Source organism: Sporosarcina quadrami (assembly GCF_014836615.1).
Taxonomy (GTDB): domain Bacteria; phylum Bacillota; class Bacilli; order Bacillales_A; family Planococcaceae; genus Sporosarcina; species Sporosarcina quadrami.
The window spans coordinates 18,658-42,828 of sequence record NZ_JACSQN010000019.1 but is presented as its reverse complement, the minus strand read 5'-3'; the positions used below and the strand labels follow the sequence as shown (position 1 = coordinate 42,828).

Genomic DNA, 24,171 nt, shown 5'->3' with positions numbered 1-24,171 from the left:
GCTACTGGACCGCAAGGACCTCAAGGTTTACCAGGTGCTGATGGCGCTACTGGTGCTCAAGGACCTCAAGGATTACCAGGTGCTGATGGCGCTACTGGTGCTCAAGGACCACAAGGTTTACCAGGTGCTGACGGCGCTACTGGACCACAAGGACCTCAAGGAATCCCTGGATCTAGCGCAGTGATACCATTCGCATCAGGTGCATCGGTCGTAACATTAAACACGCTTGCTTTAGGATTAGTTGGTACCCCGGCGTTACTCGGATTTGGTAATTCCATTCCAGGTGTAAGTATTGTCGGTGGATCATTTACACTACCTGTTTTGAGCAACTTTAGCTTTACTGCTCCACGGTCTGGTGTTCTTTCAAATATTTCTGCAGGCTTCACTAGCAACATTGGTTTAAATTTGCCAGGGTCAACATTAACAGTTCGGGCAGAAATTTATCGAGCAACCGGTACAAGTAATATATTCAATTCGACTGGAGTTGGTGTTAACTTAGCTTTTGATAACACAATTTCAATTGGAGAAACTAGAGTAGGTACCGCTAGCGGTTTTACAGTTCCAGTAAATGCTGGAGACCGTTTACTAATGGTCTTTACTGCAAGTGCAGCCGGGGTTGATTTAGTAAATACTTTAACAGGTTCCGCAACAGCAGGTTTAACGATAAATTAATAAAACCTATCGACCTCAATTATCATCAAAGCTCATAAAATCAAGACTACTCCTAGTCTGACTTTATGAGCTTTACCTTTTCGATGATTAAGCAGAATCCGATTAAATCATCTTCCATTTTCTTTTATTTAGACAATTAATAACCACAAATACAACCCAATGAGTGTAATGAAAAGTGTAGGAATTGTTAGAATGATTCCGACCTTAAAATACGTCCCCCAGCTAATCTTAACGCCTTTTTGTGACAACACATGCAACCATAACAATGTTGCCAATGACCCAATAGGCGTAATTTTAGGTCCTAAATCCGACCCGATAACATTCGCATAGATAAGTGCTTCGCGTATGGTGCCGGTTGTACTCGTCTCAGCTATTGCCAATGCATCTATCATGACAGTCGGCATATTATTCATGATGGACGATAAAAATGCCGCGATGAATCCCATAGAAATAGTGGCTACAAAAAGGCCTTGATCGGCAGCAAGTTGAATTACATCCGCTAGGACACTAGTCAGTCCAGCGTTTTTCAGACCGTATACAACAACATACATACCGATAGAAAAGAAGACAATTGCCCACGGAGCTCCTTTTAATACTTGCACTGTCGGAACGGCTGGACTTCTGTTCGCCATTACTAAAAAGAATATAGCTACAATGCCAGCTATGAATGATACCGGAATGCCAGTGAATTCACTCGAGAAATAGCCAATTAGAAGAACACTTAATACGCCCCAAGACAGTCGAAACATTTTATGATCTTTAATCGCTTCTTTCGGCTGTTTTAAATTTGAGACTTCATAATTCCCAGGAATATCCTTACGGAAAAATAAATACAAAACAAGAATACTTGCCGCTAATGAAAATAGATTCGGGACAATCATTCGTGATGCATATTCCACAAATCCAATACCGAAAAAGTCTGCAGAAACAATATTGACCAGATTACTTACGACGAGTGGCAATGAAGTCGTATCTGCTATAAATCCACTAGCAATGATAAAGGGAAATATCATTTTATCGCTAAATTTCAAGTTCCTAACCATCGCCAGTACTATCGGTGTCAAAATTAATGCTGCTCCATCGTTTGCAAATAATGCTGCTACTATTGCGCCCAAAATACTTACATATACAAACATCCGTAAGCCATTCCCTTTAGCAAAACGAGCCATATGTAAGGCAGACCATTCAAAGAATCCTATTTCATCCAAAATCAATGAAATAATAATAATTGCAATAAAAGCAAGTGTCGCATTCCAGACAATTCCAGTTACATCAACGACATCCGTAAAATCAACTACCCCAAATAACAAAGCAACAACCGCTCCAATACATGCCGACCATCCAATCGACAAGTTTTTCGGTTGCCAAATAACAAAAATAAGTGTAACAATAAAAATAATTGATGCCATAATAACTGGATACAAAACTTTTTTCCTCCCTAACTTTACTCACATAAAATACGTAGTCCTTGTGATTCCAATTCAACGATGGACTTATCCTGTAGCGGCAAATGCGCAAGTACACTTTGAATTAGCGGATAATCCTCATGCTTTTTATTAATTGAATAAAAAATCCACTGACCTTTTCGCTCTTCGTTAACTAACTCAATATCACGAAGCTTCCGTAAGTGTTGACTAATTGCTGGTTGACTCATCTTAAAAATCTCCACAAATTCACACACACAACAATCATGCGTTTGAAGCAACTTCATCATCGTCAATCTCGTTTTGTCCCCGAGAAGTTTAAGTAGCTGCGATGCCCGTTGTAGTTCAATATATTCTTTTGAGCTCACCTTTCCCATCTCCTTTTCACTCTCATCATATAAGCATATGATTATATACGCAAGATGTTTATTGCAAATCAAAAAAACTCCCTTGGAAAGCAGGAAGTTTTTCGGTAATTACATTATAAATGAAGCAATAAAAATAATAACAATTGCTATCGGCGCGATAAAGCGCACAATAAATTTCCATGATCTATTTAATAAAGGATGCATCCGCAATTCATCATCCGTCTCCGCAGTAGTTAAGACATATCCGGCGAATATAGAAATAAGTAATGCGCCAATAGGCAATCCAATCCGGCTAGTCAGCATATCCGCAAAGTCAAAAATCGTTCCACCACCGGGCATTTTAACATCTGCTAACAGACCAAATGACAAGGCACTTGGTATACCAACGATAAAGATAAGTATGCCAAACATCCATGCAGCACGTTTTCTGCGTTCATACTTATTGCGGATCCCCGTTGAAACAACAATCTCTAACATCGAAATTGAAGACGTCAATGTCGCAAACAATAATAGTATAAAAAACACAATAATAAAAAGCGCACCGAACGGGATTTCATTGAAAATTGCAGGCAACACAACAAAAATAAGTCCTGGCCCTTCAGCAGGCGACTGTCCTAAAGCAAAAACTGCCGGAAAAATAACGATTCCTGCTAATAATGATATGACGATATTGAGAATAGATACATTAAAAGCCGATTGACCTAGCCTTTCTTCCTTCTGCAAGTAAGAAGCGTACGTCATCATTGCGGTCACGCCGACACTTAGCGAGAAGAATGCTTGGCCAAGTGCCATCAGGAGCGTCTTACCAGTCAAATAAGACCAGTCAGGAACAAATAAAAATCGGATTCCTTCCATAGCCCCATCCAACGTCAACGACCGAATAGCAAGCAGGATGAAAAACACGAACAATAGTGGCATCATCACTCGACTTGCACGTTCAATCCCACCTCTTATGCCACTTTGTACAATCCAAATCGTCAACACCATGAAAACCGCCTGTCCGATGAGCACTTCTAACGGGTTGGCAATAATTGAATTAAACAGTTCACTATGATCAGTAATATCCAACTTAAAAAATATTGCCCTAACTAAGTAAGAAAGTATCCAACCACCTACAACGCTGTAGAAGGACAATAGGATGAAGGAAGACCCTAACCCCATCCAACCCATCCAATGCCACTTACGCCCCGGTGCAAGCTTTTTAAGAGAGGTAACAGCATCACTCTTTCCTCTCCTGCCAATCACGAATTCTGCAAGTAAAATTGGCAAGCCGATTATTAATGTGCAAATAATAAATAATAAAACGAAGACACTTCCACCATTCGTACCGGCCATATATGGAAACTTCCAAATTGCCCCAAGTCCAATTGCACTCCCTGCAGCCGCCAAAACAAATCCGATTTTAGACGTCCATTGCTCACGCTGTTTCATCCAATCACCCACTTCGTTCCCAGTGAAACCACTGAATTTTGTATTAGTATACCGTAAAATGTATAGAACCTTAATTTTTTTATTATTCCGTAAAATGATCTTTTTCCGTTTCATCCATAGAATCAAGGGAATCATACTTATAAAGGATAGGAGGTGAGCTTATGGAACTGCTCAAAGTGAATGGACGTTATGATGGCAAACGGATCGCGACTGGCATTCTTTTACCGATTATAGGCGGATCGATTACAGGTTGGATTGCCAACCGGAATTCGCAGGAAAAATATAAGAAATTGAAGAAGCCCTCATTTTCTCCTCCACCCGCAGCATTCCCGATAGCTTGGACAACGTTATACGGAATGATGGGCTTGGCAAAATATCGAGTAGAGAAGAAAAAAGAATTTGGATTGCGTGAACCGACTAACATTCCTTCTTATGAGATACAACTTGGTTTAAACTACTTATGGTCTTTCCTATTTTTCAGATGGGGATTGCGTGGGACTGCATTAATGGAGATGACGGTTCTTCTTGGAACAATTGCATTAACAACATATGAATTTTACGCAGTCGATAAAACCGCTGGGACTCTCATGATCCCATATATCGGATGGGTCGCATTTGCACTAACGTTAAATTATGCTACTTGGAAGTTGAATAAATGAGTGAAACGAGTAAGAAATCCCTTGCCATAAGTCGCAAGGGATTTTTGTGATTACAATTAATTAAATTTAATATCCTGAGGTTCTTGTCCTTTTTTGTTCATGAGGCGCATTGATTCAGGAGTCACTTTAAGGATTACAAGGTTCGGATCTTCAGGGCCAGAAAACCATGGCTTCATGTGTTCATTCCACACTTTCTCTTTCAAGCTTTCGTCATCTGTCACTTTAACGGTACCCATTATTTCAAGATAGGCATCGTCATACCCTTCTCCATCATAGCCAATTAGAATATGAGTGTTTGGATTTCCTTCCAACTCTTCGACCTTATCAGTTTGTTTTGATGTCGCTGTGTAAAGAGTGAAATCTTCATTGAAAAACGTCATGTAGCGGCTGAAGGGTTTATTATCCTGAACAGTAGCCATTGTTCCGACTAGACTTTCATCTAGAATTTTTCGTGCTGTATCTTTTGCGTTCAATTTTACCACTCCTTATTTAAAGTCTCTTATAACTCTTCCTATAATCACGTAAAGCTAAACATTTATTTACTTGCTTAGTCCTGTTTTCAACACAGGAAGTTTTTCTCATTGATATTTCAATGTAGTAAGCGTATTATATAAACATAAGCTGCATTGTTCGTATCCACATAAGTTTTAACCTTTAAGCTGTAAAAGGGAGTTTTATATAAAAACAGGAATGGCATGCCCGGTTCACTTAGTCAATCGGGACAAACAGGAATGTTTTTGCGAACACCCACTTTGAGGAGTGGTGGTTTAAAACTTTCATGATTCACGATACGGCAAACGCGGCTTACATAAAGCTGTTCATATCAAGCTTTATAAGCAGGCACCACCTTAATCGGGTGGTGTTTTTTTGTTTTCTCTGCAAATTTCCCGGACTGAAGTATAATAGGAATATATACAAAGTTGGAGGAGGTACGACATGACAAATCATGTAAGATGGACACTAAACCGTTTTCATTCACACATTAATGAAGAAAGCGACTTGCTCCCGTTTGCTGAACAGACAATCAAATCAATTCATCAATTTCAACAGTCCCACGCTTCATATTCAAGAACACCATTAGAAGCATTACCACATCTAGCAAATCATTTAGGAATTTCTGAGCTATATGTAAAGGACGAATCATACAGGTTCGGACTCAATGCATTTAAAGTGATGGGTGGAATTTATGCAATAGGCAATTATATAGCGAATCATCTAAGCAAAGATCTATCTTCACTCTCATTTGATGAATTACAATCAGTCACTATTCGTGAGCAATTGGGTGAGCTAACATTCATCTCTGCTACTGATGGCAATCATGGACGAGGCGTCGCTTGGACAGCAAGGGAATTAGGACACCGTTCAATTATCTATTTACCAAAAGGAGCCACACAGCAGAGACTTGAAGCTATTCAAAACGAAGGTGCAGAAGCTTACATAACAGAAATGAACTATGATGATACAGTGCGAGAATGTGCTCGACTTGCGGAAGAAAACGGTTGGATTCTCGTGCAAGATACCGGGTGGGAGGGTTATGAAGAAATTCCACTTTGGATTATGCAAGGCTATGCAACCATTGCTTATGAAATCGCTTTAGAACAGTTACAAGCGCCGACTCATTTAATACTTCAAGCAGGCGTGGGATCTTTTGCAGCTTCCATAGCTGCAACTTTCTTGACAATGTATCCTGACAACCCGCCAAAAATAATACTTGTAGAACCGGCCGCTGCAGACTGCTATTTCCGCTCACTCACGACACATGATGGCCATATTGAACATGTAACTGGTGATCTTGCAACAATCATGGCAGGATTATCTTGCGGAGAACCGAATACCCATGCGTATAAGATCTTAAAAAAAGCCGTCAGTGCGTCATTCTCATGTGCTGATTCATTGGCAGCACTCGGTATGCGCGTACTTGGAAATCCTCTCGGTGACGACAAGCGTGTCATTTCAGGTGAATCTGGAGCTATTCCGATGGGTTTACTCTATTATTTACGGACAACTGAAGAAGGCAAAGATATTTGCGAAGCGTTATCTATAACTAACGACGCCCGTATTTTATTCATTAGCACGGAAGGTAATACAGACGCCACGCATTATTTGGACGTCGTATGGAAAGGCTATTACTCCAATTTACCGAGTTATTCACAAATCATAAAGTAAGCTTTTGTATAGTTTTGTTAACGTTATGAAAAAGGATGGAGTACATGATTAAAAGACTTGTCGTAACAGGTTACAAAGCACATGAATTAGGGATCTTCAATGATAAGCATGAAGGCATAAATATTATAAAGAAAGCTTTGGAAAGTCGATTGACACCCCTCCTTGAAACTGGTCTCGAGTGGCTTATCATTAGCGGTCAGCCTGGTGTTGAGACATGGGCTGCCGAAACCGCAATTGATTTGCAAGATGACTTTCCTGAATTACAGATCGCCGTCATTACGCCTTTTGAAGAACAAGACAAAAACTGGAACGAAGCAAAGAAACAAGCTTATGAATTCATTTTAGCGCATGCGGATTACTCGGTCAGCCTGACGAAGCGCCCTTATGAAGCACCGTGGCAGTTCATTGAGAAGGATAAATTTCTATTGCGTAATTCTGACGGGATATTAATTGTCTATGATGAAGAGAATGATGGTTCACCGAAATTCATTAAAAAGATGGCAGTGAGCTATGCTGAAAAAAGTGCATATGAAGTATTATCGATTTCCGCTGACGACCTACAATTAATCGCTGAAGACTTGCAGCGTAAAGATTGGGATTAAGAGAAAAACAGCTATTCACGAGACTTCTCATGAATAGCTGTTTTCTATTTACTTTTGATGCTTTTCCAGGAATTCCAACATCATTTCATACACTTTTATTTCATTTTCCTTTTTCGAGAAGCCATGTCCTTCATCATCCAATACGAGGTACTCCACATCGCGTCCCTTTTCTTGCAACTTGGCTACGATCTGATCCGACTCCTCTTTTACAACTCGTGGATCCTTTGCTCCCTGGATGACGAGCATCGGTTTTGTCATCCCATCCAAATACGTGACCGGAGAATCATTGACGAATCGCTCTTTATCACGTTCAGGATCACCGAGCCATCTTTCCATAATGGGCTTCCAATGTGGAGGTACGGAATTGACGAAAGTGAACATGTCAGATGGACCGAAGATGTCTACGACCGCCTTGAATTGCTCAGCATGCCTTCCATGAAGCAACAATGCCATGTAACCTCCGTAACTACCGCCAACTAAGAACAGACGGTCACTGTCCGTAATACCGTTTTTAACGAGCCAGTCGATTCCAGCAAGGCAATCCAGACGGGGACCCTCTCCCCAATTCTGTTCAACAAGTTTCGTGAACTCTGAACCATAACCTGTACTTCCTCTGAAGTTTGGAGCAAAAATCGTATAACCCCGATTCAAGAAGCATTGGAACATCGAACGGAACATTTTTCTTTCAGCTGATTGCGGACCACCGTGCGGCCAGAAAATCGTAAAACCGTTATCATTTTCAGATTGCGGCTTAAATAGCAATGCTTCAATATCCATATCATCAAAAGATGTATAAGATACGACTTCTGGTTCGACCATTTCATCCTTGCTAACACCAAGCACACGGTTTTCCGTGAGTCTTCTCCATTCTTTACCATCTTTAGACGAATAGATATTTTGCGGATCGGTCGCACTTCTCCCTAAAATATACACATTTCCAGCTTTCGTATAATGAATTTGATCAAGAACATCGACTGGTAAATTACAGTTTTCTAATTCCCCATTTTCTATCGTATACCGGTAAAGTTTATCTGTCACACCGTTTATCGTTAAGATATACAAGTCATTGTTCTCTTTATTCCATTTAATTGTCTGGATGCTTTCGCCCTTAATTTCCAATACTTTCGAAAAGGTATTGGATGATACATTAAATTTAGCCAGATACGCATTGTCACTTTCATAATCTGTCACAAAATAGATTGTGTCATTGTCCGTGAAAACTGGATCATAAGCTACATGGACTTTCTCGTGATCAGGTGTCAAATACGACGTCTCCTCACCTGTTTTAACGAAACTGACCGTGTACGTATTTGCAAAAGAGCGAGAATAGACAAATGAGTTCTCGTTCTCGGACACCGCTGAAAGCTGGGTTGGAGAAATCTCACCAATGTTGATGAGCGTATCTACACCGCTTTCCAGATTACGCATATGCGTGTTCAAGAACGAAGGATTGTCTTGGGAGGTCATATAATACAAGCGTTTGCCATCTTCGCTCAAATGGCTGAAATAATATTTTTCTTCAGCGCGTCCTGTTATTAACGGTTGCGGAAGCCCTCCCTCAAAAGGAAGTGCATAGATTTGATAGTTCTCATCACCATCTTTATCGAAACCTGCAAGAACCATGTTATTTTCTGGTGCAAATTTAATGAAATTGCAGGATTCATCACGATGCGCGAACATGTATGGAGATGTACTAGGCAAATCCATTGCCCATAAATTCATCTTACCGTTCAGATTCGTATTAAAGACAAGTTTCGATTCATCACTGTTTATCGCAAAGTTTGTGATGGCATATGTTCTGAAGAACTGTTCAACTGTCGGTTTTGCAAAAATCACCACTCAAATTCCTCCCTAAAGAAAATCTTATTTAGGGACTAGTATATCATTGTTAGGATTACTAATCTATTTTCTTCGAATAATTAGAATCGAAAACAGAAAGTGTTTTTGCTGTATGCTATTCAGATTTTTTAGCTTTATCTTTCAGTTTACTTAAATAGGTTGTCGTAAGTTGAAAGCTGTTATCAATTTTATCGGCAATGAAATGTGTTCGTTCAAAAATGACAGACCTCAAAAAATTCAATTGAAGGGCGAATTTCTCTAGCATGCCTTCTTGTTGCTCCAACTTTTCAGCAATATTGCTTTGCACTTTAGTCTGTTCGTTAAGTGTTTCAGAGAAAAGATGTTGTTGTTCGATTTGACTATTCATTTTTGAAAGCAATAAAGCTTGGTCTCCGTCGATTTTCTCCAATCTCTCGGAGAATTCGTTATTTACTAGAGTTAGTGTTTCAATTTTAGCTACAAATTCTTCATTCAAACGTCTTTTTTCATCCAAATCGGCTTGCAACCCTTCATTTAATCGATTTAACCTATTGATAGATTCCGTTACATTCAACTCGAACTGATTATGTTGCATTTGATTATCGATTATAGAGTCGAGTTGTAGTCCGGTCGCACTCCACCGATCTGCTTGTATTCTAGTTTGCTTACGTAACTGCTTTTGCAATTCGTCGTGCTTCTCGTTTACTAGATCGAATGCTATCCGCTGTTCTTCAACTAGCTGAGTGAATGTATCAGTTCGGAAGACATCTTGATTACTACCTTGCATACTATTTTCTTCATTATATAAATCCGCATGGACTCTTTTATTGATAAATAACCCCATTTTCTAGCCTCCTGTCCTCCGTTTTTAGTAGCATATGTATTTTAAACCAATCCGGTCCTGAAACTTCCCCTTGAAAAATTCACAGTGAAAAAACCGTCCCTCGATAGGAACGGTTTTGTAAATTTAATTATTTTTCAAAAACGTGATGCAACACTTTTCTTCCTTCTACTTTTGTTAAGTTCTTGTAAATACAGTTATTTGGCTTGTTTCGAAGTGACTTTGCAAATGAATTCGCTAGCTCCGCTTCACCAACGACATATACTTCTTTCCATTGTAACTCTTTCCTCATCTTTTCAACGATCGTACCCATTTCTTTGTAAAAACGGTCCAGGTTTTCTTTTAAGCGTAAATCTAATTCATCTGAATTGTTCCCGCCCGCTCCCCGTTGGAGAGATGATGTGACGCCTTTTTTCTCACTCCATACTTCCAGTCCTGAGTCGAACTCATAGGATTTCTCTCCATTAATAAAACCCATAGCAGTGTCTATAATTCGAACTTCCCCAAAGCTTGGTAATACAATTCCTGCTTCGGGATATGCTTTTAACATATATTCCATTTCCTCCACGATAGGATGGTCTTCCCAATGGAAGCTGGTCTTAACTTGTACTTGAACGTAATGGACTGACCATAATTCAGGATTTTCCGCAGCAAAAATTACGACCCCTTTGTTTAAGTCATTTTGATTATCTTCAATTTCTTTCATTACTTTGTCTTTCAATTTTTTGTACGCCTTAATTTCTTTTTCATCTTGAGACGCATCCAAATACTCGGTAATACGCTTTAATCCATTTTTCAAATGAATTCTCCACGCACCATTCTGTTGCTCCGGATCTGCAGGATTGGTGTTCAAATAGACACTCAACACACAACGTGAATTACACTTGAATCCCTTAAGGTCTTTCAACTCTTCACTAAGTGACATGTATCCCGAACCTCCTTAAAAGTATGCTCTTTTGTAGCATACCCTGACGATGCCATTCTAAAACGATGAAAGTGGCTAAGCAAATAAGCATAAAACGCTAATTAGGAACCATATTAATTGAGATGATGATTGGAGAGGAGCATGTTAAACATGGGAAGAGACGAGCACAAAAAAGGTAGTAATAATGCCGCTTCATTACCACAAACGCCTAAAAACCAGAAAATTAAGCCAAAGGATATGCAAGCAGAAATTGCAGAAGAGTTTGCGGAACTACGTAGAAACAAGAAGAAAAAGGATTTTAGATGGCCATAAAAAATTCCCCGCATGCGCGGGGAATTTTCGTTCCACTAAATTACCAATTAAAAGGAACTTAAGTCCATTCCATTAGATTCTATCACTAACGCTTTCATTCCTTTATCAGTTGTCGTTTCGTGTCCTTCTCCCTGCCCCCACACAACTATATTTCCTGCAACAACTTTCACTTTATCTTCTCCGGTTCTGACGTAGCCCTCGCCTTCAAGGATGATTAGCATTTGAGGTACAGTCGTTTCATGATAGCCAACCTTTCCTCCTTCTTCCAAGTGCATAACTCCTACATGCGATTTTTCATCTGTCATCATAATCTTCTTCATAATGAATTCAGATCCATACTGAGTTATACTCTTCCCTACTAGTTCATTTAAGTTTGTTATCTTCAATTTGAGTCCTCCTCATGCTTCCAGTCATTCTTTTACTACTTTTTTAATACATCACTTGGCTGACTACCTTGTTTCGTGTTATAAATCGACCATGCAATCATTGTTACTAAGATTAAGCACGCAATCTTTGACTTATTTGCTTTTTTCAAGAGAATTACCATCCTAATAGAATTCAATTTGCTTCAAATCAATTAATTTACATGCTTTTCTCCCATGTTATGAATATACCCACTAATGATGGGACGAGTTCCGACTAGTTTTCTTAGTTCGCTAATATACCCCATGTGTATTCCCCTATTTTATTGGATTCAATTCGATCCTAGAGCGTTTCATCCAATTTCTTAATCTTTGAGCGTGACATTAAATATACATTACCCAAAACGTCGATTTTGTCTCCCTTTACACGGACAGCGCAATCCTTATTCGACACATAAATATCGATTTCTTCCGATAAGGGAGACAATTCATCTTGAACGAGCGCAAAGTTATTTTCAAGATCAAAATGAGACAGAACGGAAAAATCGTCAAGGCCGATACCTTCGTAAACAGATTTATTATCAACGTCATATCCAAAGTTTTTCGAACACAACCATTTAGAGGACATGTTGATTGCACCGGCGCTCGCTCCCATTACAACAGCGCTACTTTTTTTAATCAGATCCGACAATTCATATTCCTTCAAAAAAGCATTTTGTTCAACAGTATATCCACCTAACAAGAATATGACTGAAGCATTTTTAATTAACGATTGTGCATCTTCTTTCTGTACGCGGTAGTTAATTAACTGATATTCATCGAACTTAATGTCAGCCTGGTCAAGCCAAGAGCGTTCAGTAGTACCATCAAGTTCATACAAAGATGGATTTGAACTAATCATAACAAGCGATTTTCTAACAGCTATATCCCCCTTTAGAATCCTGACAAGATTCTTCGGAAAAAAATCGCTAAACCAACCTAAGTAATAGTGAGTACTCATCAAATAACCTCTAATGGCTTTCTTACGTCAATCAATTTAAACCTTTCACAGACGAGTAATAAATCCTTCGTAAACGATAAATTCGCTTTTTTTAAAGCCTGTTTAAAATAGCGAACATGAATTTCTTTCCATTCTTCATAAGAGCCTTCGCCTTCCGCTAAGGCAAATTCCTCTTTAACTTCATTCATTGGTACGAGTGAAACGTCAATTGTTTTTATGATTGCGACTGGTTCTTCTTTGCTGTTTAGGATAATACTATACTCCTCAGTTGTCGGTAGTGGTTCATTTTCCAATTCATAAAGTATAAGTGCTGAACATGTCGCCGTCTTTTTTCGTTCAATGACTAACTGTGCAAGCTTGTCCGGTGTATCACCGAACATCCAAGCACTTAAGGATGCAGGATGTTCTCTGTCACCCCAGTAACTTTCCCAATAGGCCTTTGCTGCTTCATTCATCATCGTGCTACCTCACTTTCCACAAACTATTTTACATGTTTAATAGGAGCTCCAAAATCGCTCCGACGAAAATCACTGTTCAATGTTTTATCATTTTCCGTAAATCTTCTATGTATCCCGCAAGATCCACCTTTTAATGTGTTCGACGTGGTGAAATGAGCTGTACATAAGTTTTGCTTTGTGCCGGTTTAATAACGATCGGCTTCATCGTTCCGTTAAACTGTATTTCAATATTCTCTTCTTTAATTCCTTTCAGTGCCTCTATTAAATACTTGCCATCAAGCGTAATATCAAATGAGTCCAGACCATCGACTTTCATAACCTCTTGACGCTCTTCAATCATACCCATCTCTGTAGAGCTTGAAGAAATCGTAATAGATGTTCTGTCACCAAGCCTCAAGAGCACATTATTATGCTTTAATTCCCTCGAGAAAACACAGGCTCGATCCACACCTGCTAGTAAAGCTTTGCGATTTAAGGTTAGGGAGGAAATAAATTCAGTCGGAATTAATCCTTGTGTATTTGGATAGTTGCCTTCGATTAACACTGAAATAAGTTTTGTATTCCCGATTTCCATTACTAGTAAATTGCTTTCATGGAGAACTGTGATACTTGTCGAGTCAGAATCTTTCACCTGTAAAATCTCAAGCATACTGGCAGCAGGTACAACAAATGCCTCAATCAGTTCTGATGAAATCTGCACCTCACAACGTGACATTCGATTCGAATCGGTCGCAATACAAATAAACTTTCCCTTTTCAAACTCCATCCTCAAACCTGTTAATACAGGTTTAGTATCATTTTTCGAAACAGCAAATATCGTTTGATTGATTGCTTCTTTTAACGTTCCGAGTGTTAATTCAACAGGTTTCTGTGAATGTACATCTGGTAACTTTGGGTATTCATCAGCGTTAAATCCTGGTATCTTCGTTACGACTTCATCGGATTTAATAACTACCGATTCTTTCATGTCAGCTTGAATTTGAACTTTACCCGGTAGCTTTTTTAGTATTTCGCTAAATATTTTTGATAAGACAACAACACTCCCCTCTTCAATGACTTCAACAATTTGCTCGCCATTGATTTCAAGAGGTATTGTCTTCTCTATGAATAATTCTGAATTTCCACCGATCAATGTTAACCCATTCTTACTTGCTACGATTTTAATCCCTGAAAGAATAGGGATTACACTTCTTGAAGTGCAAACTTTATGAAGTTCGGAAATTACTGTTGATAATACCGAATTATCTACGTAAAAATTCATCATTGTGTCCCTCCTCGCTCACCATGCCGAACAATTGTACCTTGTACCATCTTGCCTTCCAGTTTTTCTTCATAATTCTATCTTTATAAAACTGCATTTGCTCTTCACTCTGCCTAAAATAAGGTGTTGGCTTCACATGGTAATTCACAACATCTTTAATACCGTGTGGTGCAGTCAAAACTACCTCTCCAAGATTATCTAATTTTACACCTAGTGCTGTCGCAGTTTCCGGAAACTTGGAGATTGCGTCAATAGATGATAGATAGGGTGAATTATTATTGACGATATGCATTCTTGCCTGATTTTTCACAGACCAAGGGAGATTAGGTTGGATATCAATTAATATATTTTCATAGTCTTTTTCTATTTCCTCACTAATAATGGTAGGATCGAAATAGATGACGTCAATATCAGGTAAGGGGGATCTTTCACTATACTCATGCAATACATCCCACACCTTAGCTCGTACAAATCCTGCACATACCCACCAGTCAGGTAAATCCAATGTCTGTGCACTTTTTAAAATACCCATCATCCACTCGTCTTCCTGAATTAGCCTACATATATCTTTTTCTTTCATGACCATGAATTAACAACCTCACTATTTTTTTAATAACAATCATAAATTCATATATGCAAAAAACGTTTCAACAACTTCATACTCAATAATTTCACAAATATGAAGGGAATATGGACAAGTTGAATCCACTTCTTTTTCAATATATGAAATCCCTTTTTGAGTCGCATCATTAATCTGTTGGATCATCAAGTCATCTAGTAAGGGTAGATTTGAATATTCATCTACACCAATCCAACCTAACTCCCAGCTATTATTATCACTTCCATACATCAAACTGAAAGCAATAACCTCTTTTCCTTTCAACACGACATAGCTATGACTTTCAAGCATTCCATCAAACGCTATTTGTCTCCATGATTCCATTGAATGATCACCGACTGGATTACTTATATGGGTTTCTGTATATGTTCTTATAAAGAGTTCCACTAAACTGTCCATCATATCGATATCTTCACTAATTTGAGCTATCGTTTTCAGCGAGGTCATAATCTCTTTTTCGTGTTTGTTCGGTCTAATATGTAGTACTTCCGTTTTCCGAATCATGTTGAATTGCTGTTCCTTAAGCACATCCTGTAACGAACTGAAACGATCATCCAGCAAAAAGAATAACGGTTTACTAAATTCCTTGCTTAGAAACTCGGCTGCAGCTTGAAGCAACTCTACATCAACACTTGCTAAATCATATACTAATCGGATATAGACACAATGAGGATGCCAACCACTTTCATGAGCCGAAGCATAGACAGGACTACTATTTACATTTAAAAATTCAAAAATCCCTTTATTACGATTTGAATTAGCGCTTGCTATGATTTCACCATGCAAATCCGTATGCTCCTCGAAAACATCTTCTATAAACAGTAGATGACTATCGCTAAAACATTCTAACTTATTCACTTTCAATCCAATACACCTTCCCATCATTGCTGCGCTTCATGAATTTATAATCAATGAAATATCGTCTGATTGTTGCAAAGTCAGGATAAACCTCTTTCAATATGCTATTTATCTCAGATTCCTGATACTCAGTACCGACTTCAAATCGCTTTATTATTTCTTGGGCAATAATGTATTTTCTTTTGTCTTTGCTTGGAAAGATATCAAGCGGGCCACCTACACCTTGCTTGAAGTAATTCTTCAATACTTTGTCTCTTTCAATTTCTGTACTTTCAAATCTAGTATTCAAATAAACCAATCCTTTTATTATAGTTATCATATATATCGGAATAATCTTCACTGCTCGGTAAGTATATCATAAGAAGTGACTAACTTTTCAAATACTATTCACTTCAATTTACTCGAAAAGAAAAACGAGACTCCGAATTGGAGCCTCACTGTTTATCCTTTCTATTACATTATGGTTAAATGGACAATATGAAACGGAATACAGTATAAATAACCATTAATAACAATACTACCAAGATCGAGACGATTAACTTACGCATCCATTTTTCGGAGCTTTCGTCATTTACAAACTGACCGCCTAAGCCCTGGACGGGAATCATTCTTGCTGCTTTTTCAGCTGGTATGATTGTTCCAAGAATACCTACAACAATAGGGACCAAACCCGTCACAAGAATAGTATTGAGATCATCAATCGGAATTTCTCCATAGAGAATCCACATTGCGCCAAACGCTAGCAGTAGCGAAAGAATCGCTGCGTAGATTCCTGTGAATAATCCTTCGGACCAAATAAGTTTTCTAACCGCGCCGTTTTTCCATCCAACCGACTTGAGTATTGCGATTTCTTCACCACGTTCCGCAACATTTTGCCAAGTAATTTCAAATGTCGTCAATACTGCGATGACAAGCGCGATGATCATTGCAATATATTGTATAGGACCGACTTCAAGTGCGACATATTGTCCTAGCCATGTCGTATACATGACCCCTTTTAGCCGGAAACCGACATATATGAATAAGGCAAGTAAACTTGTCGGCAAAGCAATCGTGATGATTGAGAGCCAATTTCGTTTCCACTTACCTAGGAAATGATTGGCTGACATTGACATTATGCCTCGAGTACGAAGCAAACGTTTCTTAGAGATCGATATCTCTCCTGTTTGCATCGCCAAATACGGGGAGATATTCCTTGCCATAAGTGCAGGAACAATCGCACCGATTATATAAATGACAAAAGCAATGATCCCGGTTGCCAAAAAGCGCCAAGGTGAAACCGCAACCCCTTCAGTCAAGTAGACAAAGCCAATAATCGTCCACGACACGAATGCTACAAATCCGCCAAGCAAGGCTGATTCCATAACAAGCAATCGGCTAATTTGGCTAGGTCGCCATCCAACCGCCGCCATAACTGCAAACTCATTACGTCTTGCAAGTAAAGAGACAAAACTTGATGCCCATACATATAAGGATGCGACGACTATTACGCTGAAAATAATCCCTGTATACCCAATCTTCGCTTCCTTGAATAGCGTAAAGGAAGAGCCTAGTTTCACCCACATTTGTTGCAACCATACTCAGGTTGGTTATTTATCGCTGGAATATTTGTTAGCGCCGGTTGCGGAGATGAACCAAGTGTAATGTCTGTATTCAACCCGGTTTTCTCTTCAATTTCACGGGCGATAAGATCTAGCATTTCTTGACTTTCTCCAGTTAATTCACTTACCCCTGCCACCTTGACTCGAATCGCGGATATCGGTTGATCACCTCGTATCATCTCTGCAGCTTCAATTGTTGTAAGCATTCCGGGCGGATTTGCAAGAAAATTATCCGGACTTACTTCCGGCTTTAATGTTTCCGGCGGATTTACAGGGTTTCGATCTCCATCAAGTACAAGTTCTGCAGATGCAGGACGATAAGTTTCCATCGGCAGCTCATTCAAAGGATCCTTGGATATATCCAAGTTGGTCGGATCGTAGAATCCAATCCAATATGGTGCTATTAATGGAGCCAAACCATCCTCGATAAAAGAGTTCATCTTTCGGAAGCCTTCGTAAGCGCCTTGCATTCCTTCATTTTCCTGAACTTCAATTTTATATGCATACGGCCATCTTTCTTTGAAAGGGCTGTCCACTTGTTTGTATTGAAACTGACTTGGATGGTTGTCTAATGTAATGTAATCAAATTTCAATCGGTTCTCATAGACTGGGTCACCTGTCACCATATCGTAACCAGACATACTGTTTCCGAGCTCTTCTAGTACTTCTTGATCGTCATAGGTATACTTTCTTATAACTGTTCCGGGTTGCTTATCCAAATAATTTCTGCCACCATTTTCTTCGGCCCGTTCAAGTGTAATTGAAGCTTCCGACTTATCAAATGGCAGATCCAATTTTTCGATTGTATAGTTCGTTTGTAAATCAGTATATGATGTATCGCTAAATATTACTGGAAATGAAAAAACATCGGACAAATCTTTCCCTGATTGATTTTCGGTTAAAGGTCTTTCTTCGACAATATCTCCCTTAGCAAAGTAACGATTATGATCATTTGCTATTATTGCTTTGTCCAAACCAATTAATTTCGCTTCTTGTTCAGGATCAATTCCAGCAAATAAAATACTTCGCACAACCACTATATTTTCGAAGATCGGACCTAAAAAATAATCTCCTTCGTTTTCTATGAACTTCTGATGGACAATGGCGTCATTCCCATATGTGAAGTAGGAGTGGGTCTCATTTCGTTTCTCAGTGATTCCGTCGTTTATGACTTCTTCTTCTATCAATCTATAAATCCCTTCGTCTTCCAACTCATAGTTGTCCAAGTACAGATTATAGGTTCCATATCCAATCATCGCTATCGGTGCCGCAACTTCTATATTATCGATAGCTTTGATCTGTTCATATTGGGCTAGGCTAATTCCCCCATCAAGTCCACTCAAGTAATTGGGATCTAGTAAATTGTCCGATTCAGTTATACTGCGTGATCCTTCAGGACGAACAACAATATGATAGGAGGCCGACCAACGTTTTTGCAGTTCGTCTACAATTGTCCCTTTGCTTGTCTCAGATAGACCTACCAAATAGGATAAGCCAGCACTTATAATCAACGCTCCAAATAGCAACAACAGAAAACGCTCTTTACGCCTCCACCAACTTTGCCAAATGAGACGAATCATACGCCAGCACCAATCTTGTCAGACACTATAAGCCCATCTTTCATGGTTATAACTCTGTCCGCTTTTGCGGCAAGTTCGGGATCATGAGTTACAATAATGAGACCACACCCTACTTCCTGCTTTAAATTCCGTAGCAATTCTAGAACTAGTTCGCCAGTTTCCGTATCGAGATTCCCTGTCGGTTCATCCGCCAATAACCAACTTGGCTTATGTACAATAGCTCGAGCTATCGCTACCCGTTGCTGCTGTCCCCCTGACAATTGCGAAGGAAGAGAATTCAACTTATCCTCCAAACCTACCTGTGCAAGCACTTCTGTTGCCCGTTTCTGTTTATTATATGGTACCTTTCTAGAAAACAGAGGAGTCATCACATTTTCTAGTGCAGTCAATGTAGGTAGGAGATGAAACTGTTGGAAAATGAAACCGATTTCATTGAAGCGAAAGTCAGCAATTTCCTTTTTCCTTTTTTTCATGATGTCATGGCTGTCATATAGAACGGTTCCTTCAGATGGCTTGTCCAATGTTCCAAGCAAGCTAAGCAATGTCGATTTCCCTGAACCAGAAGAACCTACAATGGCTGAAAATTCTTCTTTTCTAAAGATGATGTCAATATTTTTTATAGCGTTCGTTTTGACCCCATCCCCAACATAGGATTTCGTTAGGCTTGAACATGTAATTTCTGTAACCATTTAGTATAATACCCCCCTTTTATTAAAAAGAAATTGCAGTATACATAACCGAGAAGCCTGATAGAAGAATTCATCTCTCAGGCTTTTTGTAGACCATTATTGGAGTTCAGATGAATCCAATAAAATCATTTGTTTATTTTTTATCATTATTTTCATCGCTATTTTGACATGCACCTTCACAGTATACAATCCCAATATATACTGCCGTGGCTGTGTTTTTTGGATAGTCACGGATGACATACGCCAATGGAATCCGTCCTGAATATCCGTATTGATCCCGAGAGTAATTATAATAAGATGCAAATTGAGCGTCTGCATCATATTTTATGACAGAATGCGATACTTCCCGACCAACAGCTTATATTTGAAAATCCTCACCTTGTTCATAAAATATCGGGTTTTGTGATGAAGCAGAAATTGGGCTGAACGACATGGCAAATGACATCGACATTATTAATCCGAACAGAATAACAACACGACTTGCTTTCTTAAACAACTATACCGCCTCCAATTTAGTTTTTATATCTATTGATTCCTCATACGCCTATCCTCCTTTTGTTCATGCTAGCTATATAATATACTATTGTACGAATTATTTCGATTAATTAGACTAAATAAAAAATAAATAGTATAATTTTGTATTTTGAGATATAAATTATCCACACATACAAATAACTCTTATTTTTTAATTTAAAATTTTTTCATATTTTATCACCATATGTCATTTAGTTTGTCCGCATAGAAACCAATAGCACGTTTGTAAGGACCCACGTCCGGGTCATTAGACGTCTCCACAATACAAGTCAGGAGAATTTCCATCGCTCTATTTGTTTCTCCTAAATTGTAAAGTGTCATTGAATAGAATGTTTTCAGTGCATTGTTTTCAGGGAAACGGGCAATTCCTCTTTCAAATACCTGTTTTGATTTTTTATATTCTCCAAGCGTACGGTATGTACTGCCAAGGCCAATTGTAGCGCTTAATGTATCAGAATCATCCATTCCAATATGAAGTGCCTTCTCATAATAAGGTGCTGCTTCAGCTTCTTTTCCTAAGACATCGAAACTCCATGCATAGTGAAAGTTCAATTCCGCATTCTCAGGATTATCTTTTACTAGTTTTCCAAGAAGTTCGTTCGATTCATTCAACTGTCCTTCTTCTCGTAATTGAATTGCACTTGTAAGTTTGTTCAATTTAAACACACCTCGTTTTTACTATTATGCCGGCCTATTAACCTTCTATCATTGCTACATAAGGAATCTCCTTCTCATCAACAATAGCGATGACAAATCCGCTATCTGTATAGAAAATGCGCGTGCCAACAGGAAGTTTATTTGCTGTGCCATTTGTGAACCACCATGCACTACTTGCCTGCTTTGTAATCTCGGCCATTTCCTCTCCGCGTGTATAATCCGATTCAGTAACCCATTCAACATGCTCAGAGTTTGAATAGACGACGTCTTTAAATAAGAATATATCTGCATCATCAGCTGTTAAAAAATCTTTTGGTGTTGGATTGCCTTGTATTCCATTACATCCAATCAAGACAATTGACAGGAATAACAATCCGATTAACGATGGTACTTTATTCAGCATCAACAACTCCCTTAGAAAGCTCATCAAAATGCTTGTAGGTAAGTTCAAATATGCCGAATTGATTAGTACTAATCAGCGTTTTTATTTCATTAAAGTCTGACCAAGCTTGTTTGTAATCCTGAATAGAAATCAAATGATCATTTAGTGCAACTTCTAATTCCTCAATATCTTTCTCGATAATTTCACCTGATGGCAAGACAATTAAATCTAAGAATAAATCATCCATCCAGGGACCGTTCACACTACAATAGCCATTTTGTTTGCAAATATCGATATACCATTGGACGATTCGATTTTCTGCATTAAAGACAGTCGTTACAGAATAGCGCTTACCTTCAGGGAAATGTTGCAACCAACTGTATCCCATATCGGCAATACAAACAGTCCTCTCTTTGTAAATCATGTTGAGAGGTTCAATCACTTCGCACATTGTAAACAAACTAATATACCCCGTAAATTGTGGAGTGGTCCTATACGTTTCTGTATACCTTTTCTTCAAAATACGCTTCCAATCGTACCGACTTCCATATTTTCGTTTCAACAAAGAATTCACGCCTTTCTAACTCGGACGTTCACTATATGGATGTATTTGCCCAATAATCCGCTCTTCAATGGGAGCTAAAAATTGTTGAATGACGCCATTTGCTATTTCTTCATGCGTCAGCCATCTAGAGTTTCCAGCTTCCATAACGAATCCTAGAAACACTTTCTCATACTGACAATTGAGTTTAATGTGTATTTCTTCTTCATCAAAATACCTTCTGCTTCCTTTAATATGGATTAATCGGAAGGTATTTTCCTGTTCATTCAATTCACAAATCCTTTCAAGTGCTTCATAATTCGGCGTCCAGCTGATGATTAAACTGAACGGTCCCCTGGCCTTTATCGCATCTTCCACTTTAGTGAAAATTTCATCCGTATTGTAATCCGCCTGAATAGGAAAAATTGTAGTAGGTGGACAATCCTTCATCAAGCGATTAAATTTTGAAGAAGTACGGCCGACAACTGAAACGGAGTGCCCTTCAGTTGCCAAAAAACTGCTAACGCCAGCTAACATACCAGTTCCACCAATTATGAGCGCATGTTTTGGATTCAACATACTTAAACCTCCTGCTGTACATCTTTCTTCATTTCTAAATAACTCTTAGCCAGATAGTATGCGCTGACCGAAAACAGCTGTGTCATTTCTTTCTCTTGAATCATCTTTTCTACACTTTCAAAAGGATACCTTTTTACATCTATTATTTCTGTTTCATCCAATTCCTGATCACATACATGATAGGCATCTTTGATTAAAAAGGTGATCACTTTGTTAGTCTGTGTCGCAGGATTAACCATAAACTCCCCTAATAGAATAGGCTGCTCTGCTGAAATATACCCAGTCTCTTCACGCACTTCCCGTACAATTCCTTCTGCATACGTTTCCCCTTCTTCAATTTTCCCTGCAGGTATTTCCAAATAATAATCATTACCAGGATGCCGGTATTGCTCAACGAGAATGATGTCGTCATCCTTCGTTAAAACGATTGCATTCACCCAATCCGCATATTCATTTACGTAATAATCTTGAATAATGGTTCCGTCAGGCATTTGAATAGCATCTTTTCGTAAATTACCGAACGGCGATTGATAAATGTATCCCGAGTTAAGAACTTCCCATTTTCGCAACTAAATCCCTCCATATAATCATCGTGTTTCATCTTCCATAATCCATTTCTCCACAATTTCATTGAACAATCGAGGATCCGCTATAGGTAAACCGTGTCCCATGTTCGGAATGATATGCATTTCCGTTTTTTTATGACAATCGACTATCTTTTTGGCGGATTTCAGAAGCAATCCTTTCTCTTTATCTCCAACTGTCACTAAAATACGAGTTGCACTTTCCGCAAGATTATCTGGAAGTGAATAGGACATATTTTCTTTCAGTATTTCTACAAGAGTTGCTGCTTTCATTTTTAAACTGTCTTCATAATATCGTTCAAAGTATTCTCCATCCATATACAACTGCTTCGCTTGTAGTTTGGCAAAGGACTTATTTTTGATAAGTGGAAAAGTCATTTTTATTGTCGGTGCTATTAAAGCGCTAACAAACTTCATCGGAATAACTGTCGCACTGTTTACAACTGCTGTGGTGATAAGTGCCGGAGCTAGATGAATCATCTCCAGACAGATTTGTGCACCGATTGAAAAACCTACAATATGTATGTTCTTTCCAGTTCCTTTTTCTTTGATCAAGTCTATCAATTCAATCGCATTTTCCCGTATTGAAAAGGTATTTTCATCACTTCTGTCGCCATGTCCTTGGAGAGTGGGTACGATACAGTAATATTCACCAAAATAAGAGATTTGCTTATCCCACATCCAACCGCCAACACCGCCCCCGTGTATGAAAACCAGGAGCGGTGCATGCTTGTCGCCATATTCATCATAAATCATTTTTTCTTTCATTCCTTACTATTAAATTTCATGATATGAGTCGTCTCTGTATCGGAATCGTCAAATGTAAAACCTGTTGCACGATAGAAAGCATCCGATTTCGATGACTCCGTCCGTACGGTAATCTCTTTGAAGTGATTTTTTGCATGGTCAATAATCGCATTTTGAAGCAAAGTGCCAACGCCTTGACGACGCGCCTTTTCCAACACGTAGAAACGTTGGAGCCTCGCTACATTTTCATCATCCGCAAATGGAGAACGATTGATGCCTCCGATTGCAACGATATCACCAGATGGATTACTCACTGCAAACAAAGCTTCTCCGTCTTCACTGAATGTATTCGTCTTATCTTCATAATCATTCACTAATCGTGAAACAAAGCGGTACCCTTCTTCTTCGCTTTCCTTTACAAGCTTTGTTATGTCTAAAGTATTCAAATCTTGAACTCGCTGTACTTCGTAACCCATACTCTCTCCCCCTAAAAGTCATTTA

Annotated in this window: 30 protein-coding genes; 5 read left to right on the top strand and 25 right to left on the bottom strand. The window is 38.8% G+C overall.

What is annotated here, in order from left to right; translation table 11 throughout:
* On the top strand, positions 1-672 hold a 672-nt coding region (locus H9649_RS15740; protein WP_191695849.1), incomplete at its 5' end, for an exosporium glycoprotein BclB-related protein.
* A gap of 128 nt (positions 673-800) precedes the next feature.
* Here the strand turns inward: H9649_RS15740 and H9649_RS15735 are convergent.
* The 3 genes from H9649_RS15735 to H9649_RS15725 form a co-directional block, all read right to left on the bottom strand.
* Positions 801-2,081: an arsenic transporter gene (locus H9649_RS15735; RefSeq protein WP_191695853.1), complete on the bottom strand. Its 1,281-nt coding sequence runs from the start codon at positions 2,079-2,081 to the stop codon at positions 801-803.
* Positions 2,082-2,116: 35 nt separating this feature from the next.
* Positions 2,117-2,473: an ArsR/SmtB family transcription factor gene (locus H9649_RS15730; RefSeq protein WP_191695848.1), complete on the bottom strand. Its 357-nt coding sequence runs from the start codon at positions 2,471-2,473 to the stop codon at positions 2,117-2,119.
* Positions 2,474-2,572: 99 nt separating this feature from the next.
* Positions 2,573-3,895: a sodium-dependent transporter gene (locus H9649_RS15725; protein WP_191695847.1), complete on the bottom strand. Its 1,323-nt coding sequence runs from the start codon at positions 3,893-3,895 to the stop codon at positions 2,573-2,575.
* Between the two features lie 161 nt (positions 3,896-4,056).
* Between H9649_RS15725 and H9649_RS15720 the strand changes: the two genes are divergently transcribed.
* Positions 4,057-4,554 carry a TspO/MBR family protein gene (locus tag H9649_RS15720; RefSeq protein ID WP_191695846.1) on the top strand — a complete coding sequence of 166 codons (498 nt, stop codon included), beginning with the start codon at positions 4,057-4,059 and terminating at the stop codon, positions 4,552-4,554.
* A 56-nt stretch (positions 4,555-4,610) separates the two neighbouring features.
* On the opposite strand, the gene H9649_RS15715 is transcribed toward H9649_RS15720, so the two are convergent.
* Positions 4,611-5,027 carry a pyridoxamine 5'-phosphate oxidase family protein gene (locus tag H9649_RS15715; protein ID WP_191695845.1) on the bottom strand — a complete coding sequence of 139 codons (417 nt, stop codon included), beginning with the start codon at positions 5,025-5,027 and terminating at the stop codon, positions 4,611-4,613.
* A 463-nt stretch (positions 5,028-5,490) separates the two neighbouring features.
* Here H9649_RS15715 and dpaL point away from each other — a divergent pair, with 463 nt between their 5' ends.
* The gene (dpaL, locus tag H9649_RS15705) at positions 5,491-6,720 is read left to right on the top strand and encodes a diaminopropionate ammonia-lyase (protein ID WP_191695844.1); all 1,230 of its coding nucleotides are present in this window, start codon (positions 5,491-5,493) and stop codon (positions 6,718-6,720) included.
* Between the two features lie 44 nt (positions 6,721-6,764).
* Positions 6,765-7,322 (top strand): SLOG family protein, encoded by a 558-nt coding sequence (locus tag H9649_RS15700; protein WP_191695843.1) that lies wholly within the window; start codon positions 6,765-6,767, stop codon positions 7,320-7,322.
* A gap of 48 nt (positions 7,323-7,370) precedes the next feature.
* Here H9649_RS15700 and H9649_RS15695 read toward each other — a convergent pair whose 3' ends face one another.
* The 3 genes from H9649_RS15695 to H9649_RS15685 form a co-directional block, all read right to left on the bottom strand.
* Positions 7,371-9,161, bottom strand: a complete 1,791-nt coding sequence (locus tag H9649_RS15695; protein WP_191695842.1) for a S9 family peptidase — start codon at positions 9,159-9,161, stop codon at positions 7,371-7,373.
* A gap of 115 nt (positions 9,162-9,276) precedes the next feature.
* Entirely contained in the window at positions 9,277-9,984 is a 708-nt protein-coding gene (locus H9649_RS15690) for a hypothetical protein (protein ID WP_191695841.1), read from the bottom strand.
* A gap of 127 nt (positions 9,985-10,111) precedes the next feature.
* The gene (locus tag H9649_RS15685; protein ID WP_191695840.1) at positions 10,112-10,906 is read right to left on the bottom strand and encodes a VLRF1 family aeRF1-type release factor; all 795 of its coding nucleotides are present in this window, start codon (positions 10,904-10,906) and stop codon (positions 10,112-10,114) included.
* A gap of 150 nt (positions 10,907-11,056) precedes the next feature.
* On the opposite strand from H9649_RS15685, the gene H9649_RS15680 reads away from it, so the two are divergent.
* Positions 11,057-11,218, top strand: a complete 162-nt coding sequence (locus H9649_RS15680) for a hypothetical protein (protein WP_191695839.1) — start codon at positions 11,057-11,059, stop codon at positions 11,216-11,218.
* A 47-nt stretch (positions 11,219-11,265) separates the two neighbouring features.
* On the opposite strand, the gene H9649_RS15675 is transcribed toward H9649_RS15680, so the two are convergent.
* The 18 genes from H9649_RS15675 to H9649_RS15590 form a co-directional block, all read right to left on the bottom strand.
* Positions 11,266-11,604, bottom strand: a complete 339-nt coding sequence (locus tag H9649_RS15675; RefSeq protein WP_191695838.1) for a cupin domain-containing protein — start codon at positions 11,602-11,604, stop codon at positions 11,266-11,268.
* A 319-nt stretch (positions 11,605-11,923) separates the two neighbouring features.
* A complete protein-coding gene (locus H9649_RS15670) occupies positions 11,924-12,580 on the bottom strand; it encodes a Type 1 glutamine amidotransferase-like domain-containing protein (RefSeq protein ID WP_191695837.1) in 657 nt (218 codons plus the stop codon).
* Positions 12,580-13,035: an ASCH domain-containing protein gene (locus tag H9649_RS15665; RefSeq protein WP_191695852.1), complete on the bottom strand. Its 456-nt coding sequence runs from the start codon at positions 13,033-13,035 to the stop codon at positions 12,580-12,582. Before H9649_RS15665 ends, H9649_RS15670 begins: the two co-directional genes overlap by 1 nt.
* Positions 13,036-13,168: 133 nt before the next feature.
* Entirely contained in the window at positions 13,169-14,302 is a 1,134-nt protein-coding gene (gene dnaN / locus H9649_RS15660; RefSeq protein ID WP_191695836.1) for a DNA polymerase III subunit beta, read from the bottom strand.
* Positions 14,280-14,885 carry a nucleotidyltransferase family protein gene (locus tag H9649_RS15655; protein WP_191695835.1) on the bottom strand — a complete coding sequence of 202 codons (606 nt, stop codon included), beginning with the start codon at positions 14,883-14,885 and terminating at the stop codon, positions 14,280-14,282. Before H9649_RS15655 ends, dnaN begins: the two co-directional genes overlap by 23 nt.
* A 33-nt stretch (positions 14,886-14,918) precedes the next feature.
* Complete coding sequence (locus tag H9649_RS15650; RefSeq protein ID WP_191695834.1) at positions 14,919-15,782, bottom strand: hypothetical protein; 864 nt, start codon at positions 15,780-15,782, stop codon at positions 14,919-14,921.
* The gene (locus tag H9649_RS15645) at positions 15,769-16,065 is read right to left on the bottom strand and encodes a DUF2087 domain-containing protein (RefSeq protein ID WP_225229943.1); all 297 of its coding nucleotides are present in this window, start codon (positions 16,063-16,065) and stop codon (positions 15,769-15,771) included. The genes H9649_RS15650 and H9649_RS15645 overlap by 14 nt, the downstream gene beginning before the upstream one ends.
* A gap of 175 nt (positions 16,066-16,240) precedes the next feature.
* Positions 16,241-17,341: an ABC transporter permease gene (locus H9649_RS15640; protein ID WP_191695832.1), complete on the bottom strand. Its 1,101-nt coding sequence runs from the start codon at positions 17,339-17,341 to the stop codon at positions 16,241-16,243.
* Positions 17,332-18,957, bottom strand: coding sequence for a hypothetical protein (locus H9649_RS15635; protein ID WP_191695831.1), 1,626 nt, complete (start codon positions 18,955-18,957; stop codon positions 17,332-17,334). The genes H9649_RS15640 and H9649_RS15635 overlap by 10 nt, the downstream gene beginning before the upstream one ends.
* A complete protein-coding gene (locus tag H9649_RS15630; RefSeq protein WP_191695830.1) occupies positions 18,954-19,646 on the bottom strand; it encodes an ABC transporter ATP-binding protein in 693 nt (230 codons plus the stop codon). Before H9649_RS15630 ends, H9649_RS15635 begins: the two co-directional genes overlap by 4 nt.
* A 358-nt stretch (positions 19,647-20,004) precedes the next feature.
* Positions 20,005-20,142: a hypothetical protein gene (locus H9649_RS15625; protein WP_191695829.1), complete on the bottom strand. Its 138-nt coding sequence runs from the start codon at positions 20,140-20,142 to the stop codon at positions 20,005-20,007.
* Between the two features lie 215 nt (positions 20,143-20,357).
* The gene (locus H9649_RS15620) at positions 20,358-20,846 is read right to left on the bottom strand and encodes a tetratricopeptide repeat protein (protein WP_318241709.1); all 489 of its coding nucleotides are present in this window, start codon (positions 20,844-20,846) and stop codon (positions 20,358-20,360) included.
* Between the two features lie 28 nt (positions 20,847-20,874).
* Positions 20,875-21,240 carry a hypothetical protein gene (locus tag H9649_RS15615; protein ID WP_191695827.1) on the bottom strand — a complete coding sequence of 122 codons (366 nt, stop codon included), beginning with the start codon at positions 21,238-21,240 and terminating at the stop codon, positions 20,875-20,877.
* Entirely contained in the window at positions 21,230-21,793 is a 564-nt protein-coding gene (locus H9649_RS15610) for a DUF402 domain-containing protein (protein ID WP_404828781.1), read from the bottom strand. The genes H9649_RS15615 and H9649_RS15610 overlap by 11 nt, the downstream gene beginning before the upstream one ends.
* Before the next feature lie 6 nt (positions 21,794-21,799).
* Complete coding sequence (locus tag H9649_RS15605) at positions 21,800-22,339, bottom strand: Rossmann-fold NAD(P)-binding domain-containing protein (protein ID WP_191695825.1); 540 nt, start codon at positions 22,337-22,339, stop codon at positions 21,800-21,802.
* 2 nt (positions 22,340-22,341) lie between these two features.
* Entirely contained in the window at positions 22,342-22,908 is a 567-nt protein-coding gene (locus H9649_RS15600; protein ID WP_225229942.1) for an NUDIX hydrolase, read from the bottom strand.
* A gap of 18 nt (positions 22,909-22,926) precedes the next feature.
* Complete coding sequence (locus H9649_RS15595; protein WP_191695824.1) at positions 22,927-23,679, bottom strand: alpha/beta fold hydrolase; 753 nt, start codon at positions 23,677-23,679, stop codon at positions 22,927-22,929.
* Positions 23,680-23,687: 8 nt separating this feature from the next.
* Positions 23,688-24,146 (bottom strand): GNAT family N-acetyltransferase, encoded by a 459-nt coding sequence (locus H9649_RS15590; RefSeq protein ID WP_191695823.1) that lies wholly within the window; start codon positions 24,144-24,146, stop codon positions 23,688-23,690.
* Positions 24,147-24,171 lie beyond the last annotated feature (25 nt).

Bases quoted from the DNA above. Each gene is read 5' to 3' on its own strand.
- H9649_RS15735 (WP_191695853.1), bottom strand. From the start codon at position 2,081: ATGGCATCAATTATTTTTATTGTTACACTTATTTTTGTTATTTGGCAA.
- dnaN (WP_191695836.1), bottom strand. From the start codon at position 14,302: ATGATGAATTTTTACGTAGATAATTCGGTATTATCAACAGTAATTTCC.
- H9649_RS15720 (WP_191695846.1), top strand. From the start codon at position 4,057: ATGGAACTGCTCAAAGTGAATGGACGTTATGATGGCAAACGGATCGCG.
- H9649_RS15605 (WP_191695825.1), bottom strand. From the start codon at position 22,339: ATGTTGAATCCAAAACATGCGCTCATAATTGGTGGAACTGGTATGTTA.
- H9649_RS15665 (WP_191695852.1), bottom strand. From the start codon at position 13,035: ATGAATGAAGCAGCAAAGGCCTATTGGGAAAGTTACTGGGGTGACAGA.
- H9649_RS15725 (WP_191695847.1), bottom strand. From the start codon at position 3,895: ATGAAACAGCGTGAGCAATGGACGTCTAAAATCGGATTTGTTTTGGCG.
- H9649_RS15680 (WP_191695839.1), top strand. From the start codon at position 11,057: ATGGGAAGAGACGAGCACAAAAAAGGTAGTAATAATGCCGCTTCATTA.
- H9649_RS15590 (WP_191695823.1), bottom strand. From the start codon at position 24,146: ATGGGTTACGAAGTACAGCGAGTTCAAGATTTGAATACTTTAGACATA.
- H9649_RS15615 (WP_191695827.1), bottom strand. From the start codon at position 21,240: ATGCTGAATAAAGTACCATCGTTAATCGGATTGTTATTCCTGTCAATT.
- H9649_RS15700 (WP_191695843.1), top strand. From the start codon at position 6,765: ATGATTAAAAGACTTGTCGTAACAGGTTACAAAGCACATGAATTAGGG.
- H9649_RS15685 (WP_191695840.1), bottom strand. From the start codon at position 10,906: ATGTCACTTAGTGAAGAGTTGAAAGACCTTAAGGGATTCAAGTGTAAT.
- H9649_RS15730 (WP_191695848.1), bottom strand. From the start codon at position 2,473: ATGGGAAAGGTGAGCTCAAAAGAATATATTGAACTACAACGGGCATCG.
- H9649_RS15670 (WP_191695837.1), bottom strand. From the start codon at position 12,580: ATGAGTACTCACTATTACTTAGGTTGGTTTAGCGATTTTTTTCCGAAG.
- dpaL (WP_191695844.1), top strand. From the start codon at position 5,491: ATGACAAATCATGTAAGATGGACACTAAACCGTTTTCATTCACACATT.
- H9649_RS15630 (WP_191695830.1), bottom strand. From the start codon at position 19,646: ATGGTTACAGAAATTACATGTTCAAGCCTAACGAAATCCTATGTTGGG.
- H9649_RS15635 (WP_191695831.1), bottom strand. From the start codon at position 18,957: ATGATTCGTCTCATTTGGCAAAGTTGGTGGAGGCGTAAAGAGCGTTTT.
- H9649_RS15655 (WP_191695835.1), bottom strand. From the start codon at position 14,885: ATGGTCATGAAAGAAAAAGATATATGTAGGCTAATTCAGGAAGACGAG.
- H9649_RS15595 (WP_191695824.1), bottom strand. From the start codon at position 23,679: ATGATTTATGATGAATATGGCGACAAGCATGCACCGCTCCTGGTTTTC.
- H9649_RS15640 (WP_191695832.1), bottom strand. From the start codon at position 17,341: ATGTGGGTGAAACTAGGCTCTTCCTTTACGCTATTCAAGGAAGCGAAG.
- H9649_RS15690 (WP_191695841.1), bottom strand. From the start codon at position 9,984: ATGGGGTTATTTATCAATAAAAGAGTCCATGCGGATTTATATAATGAA.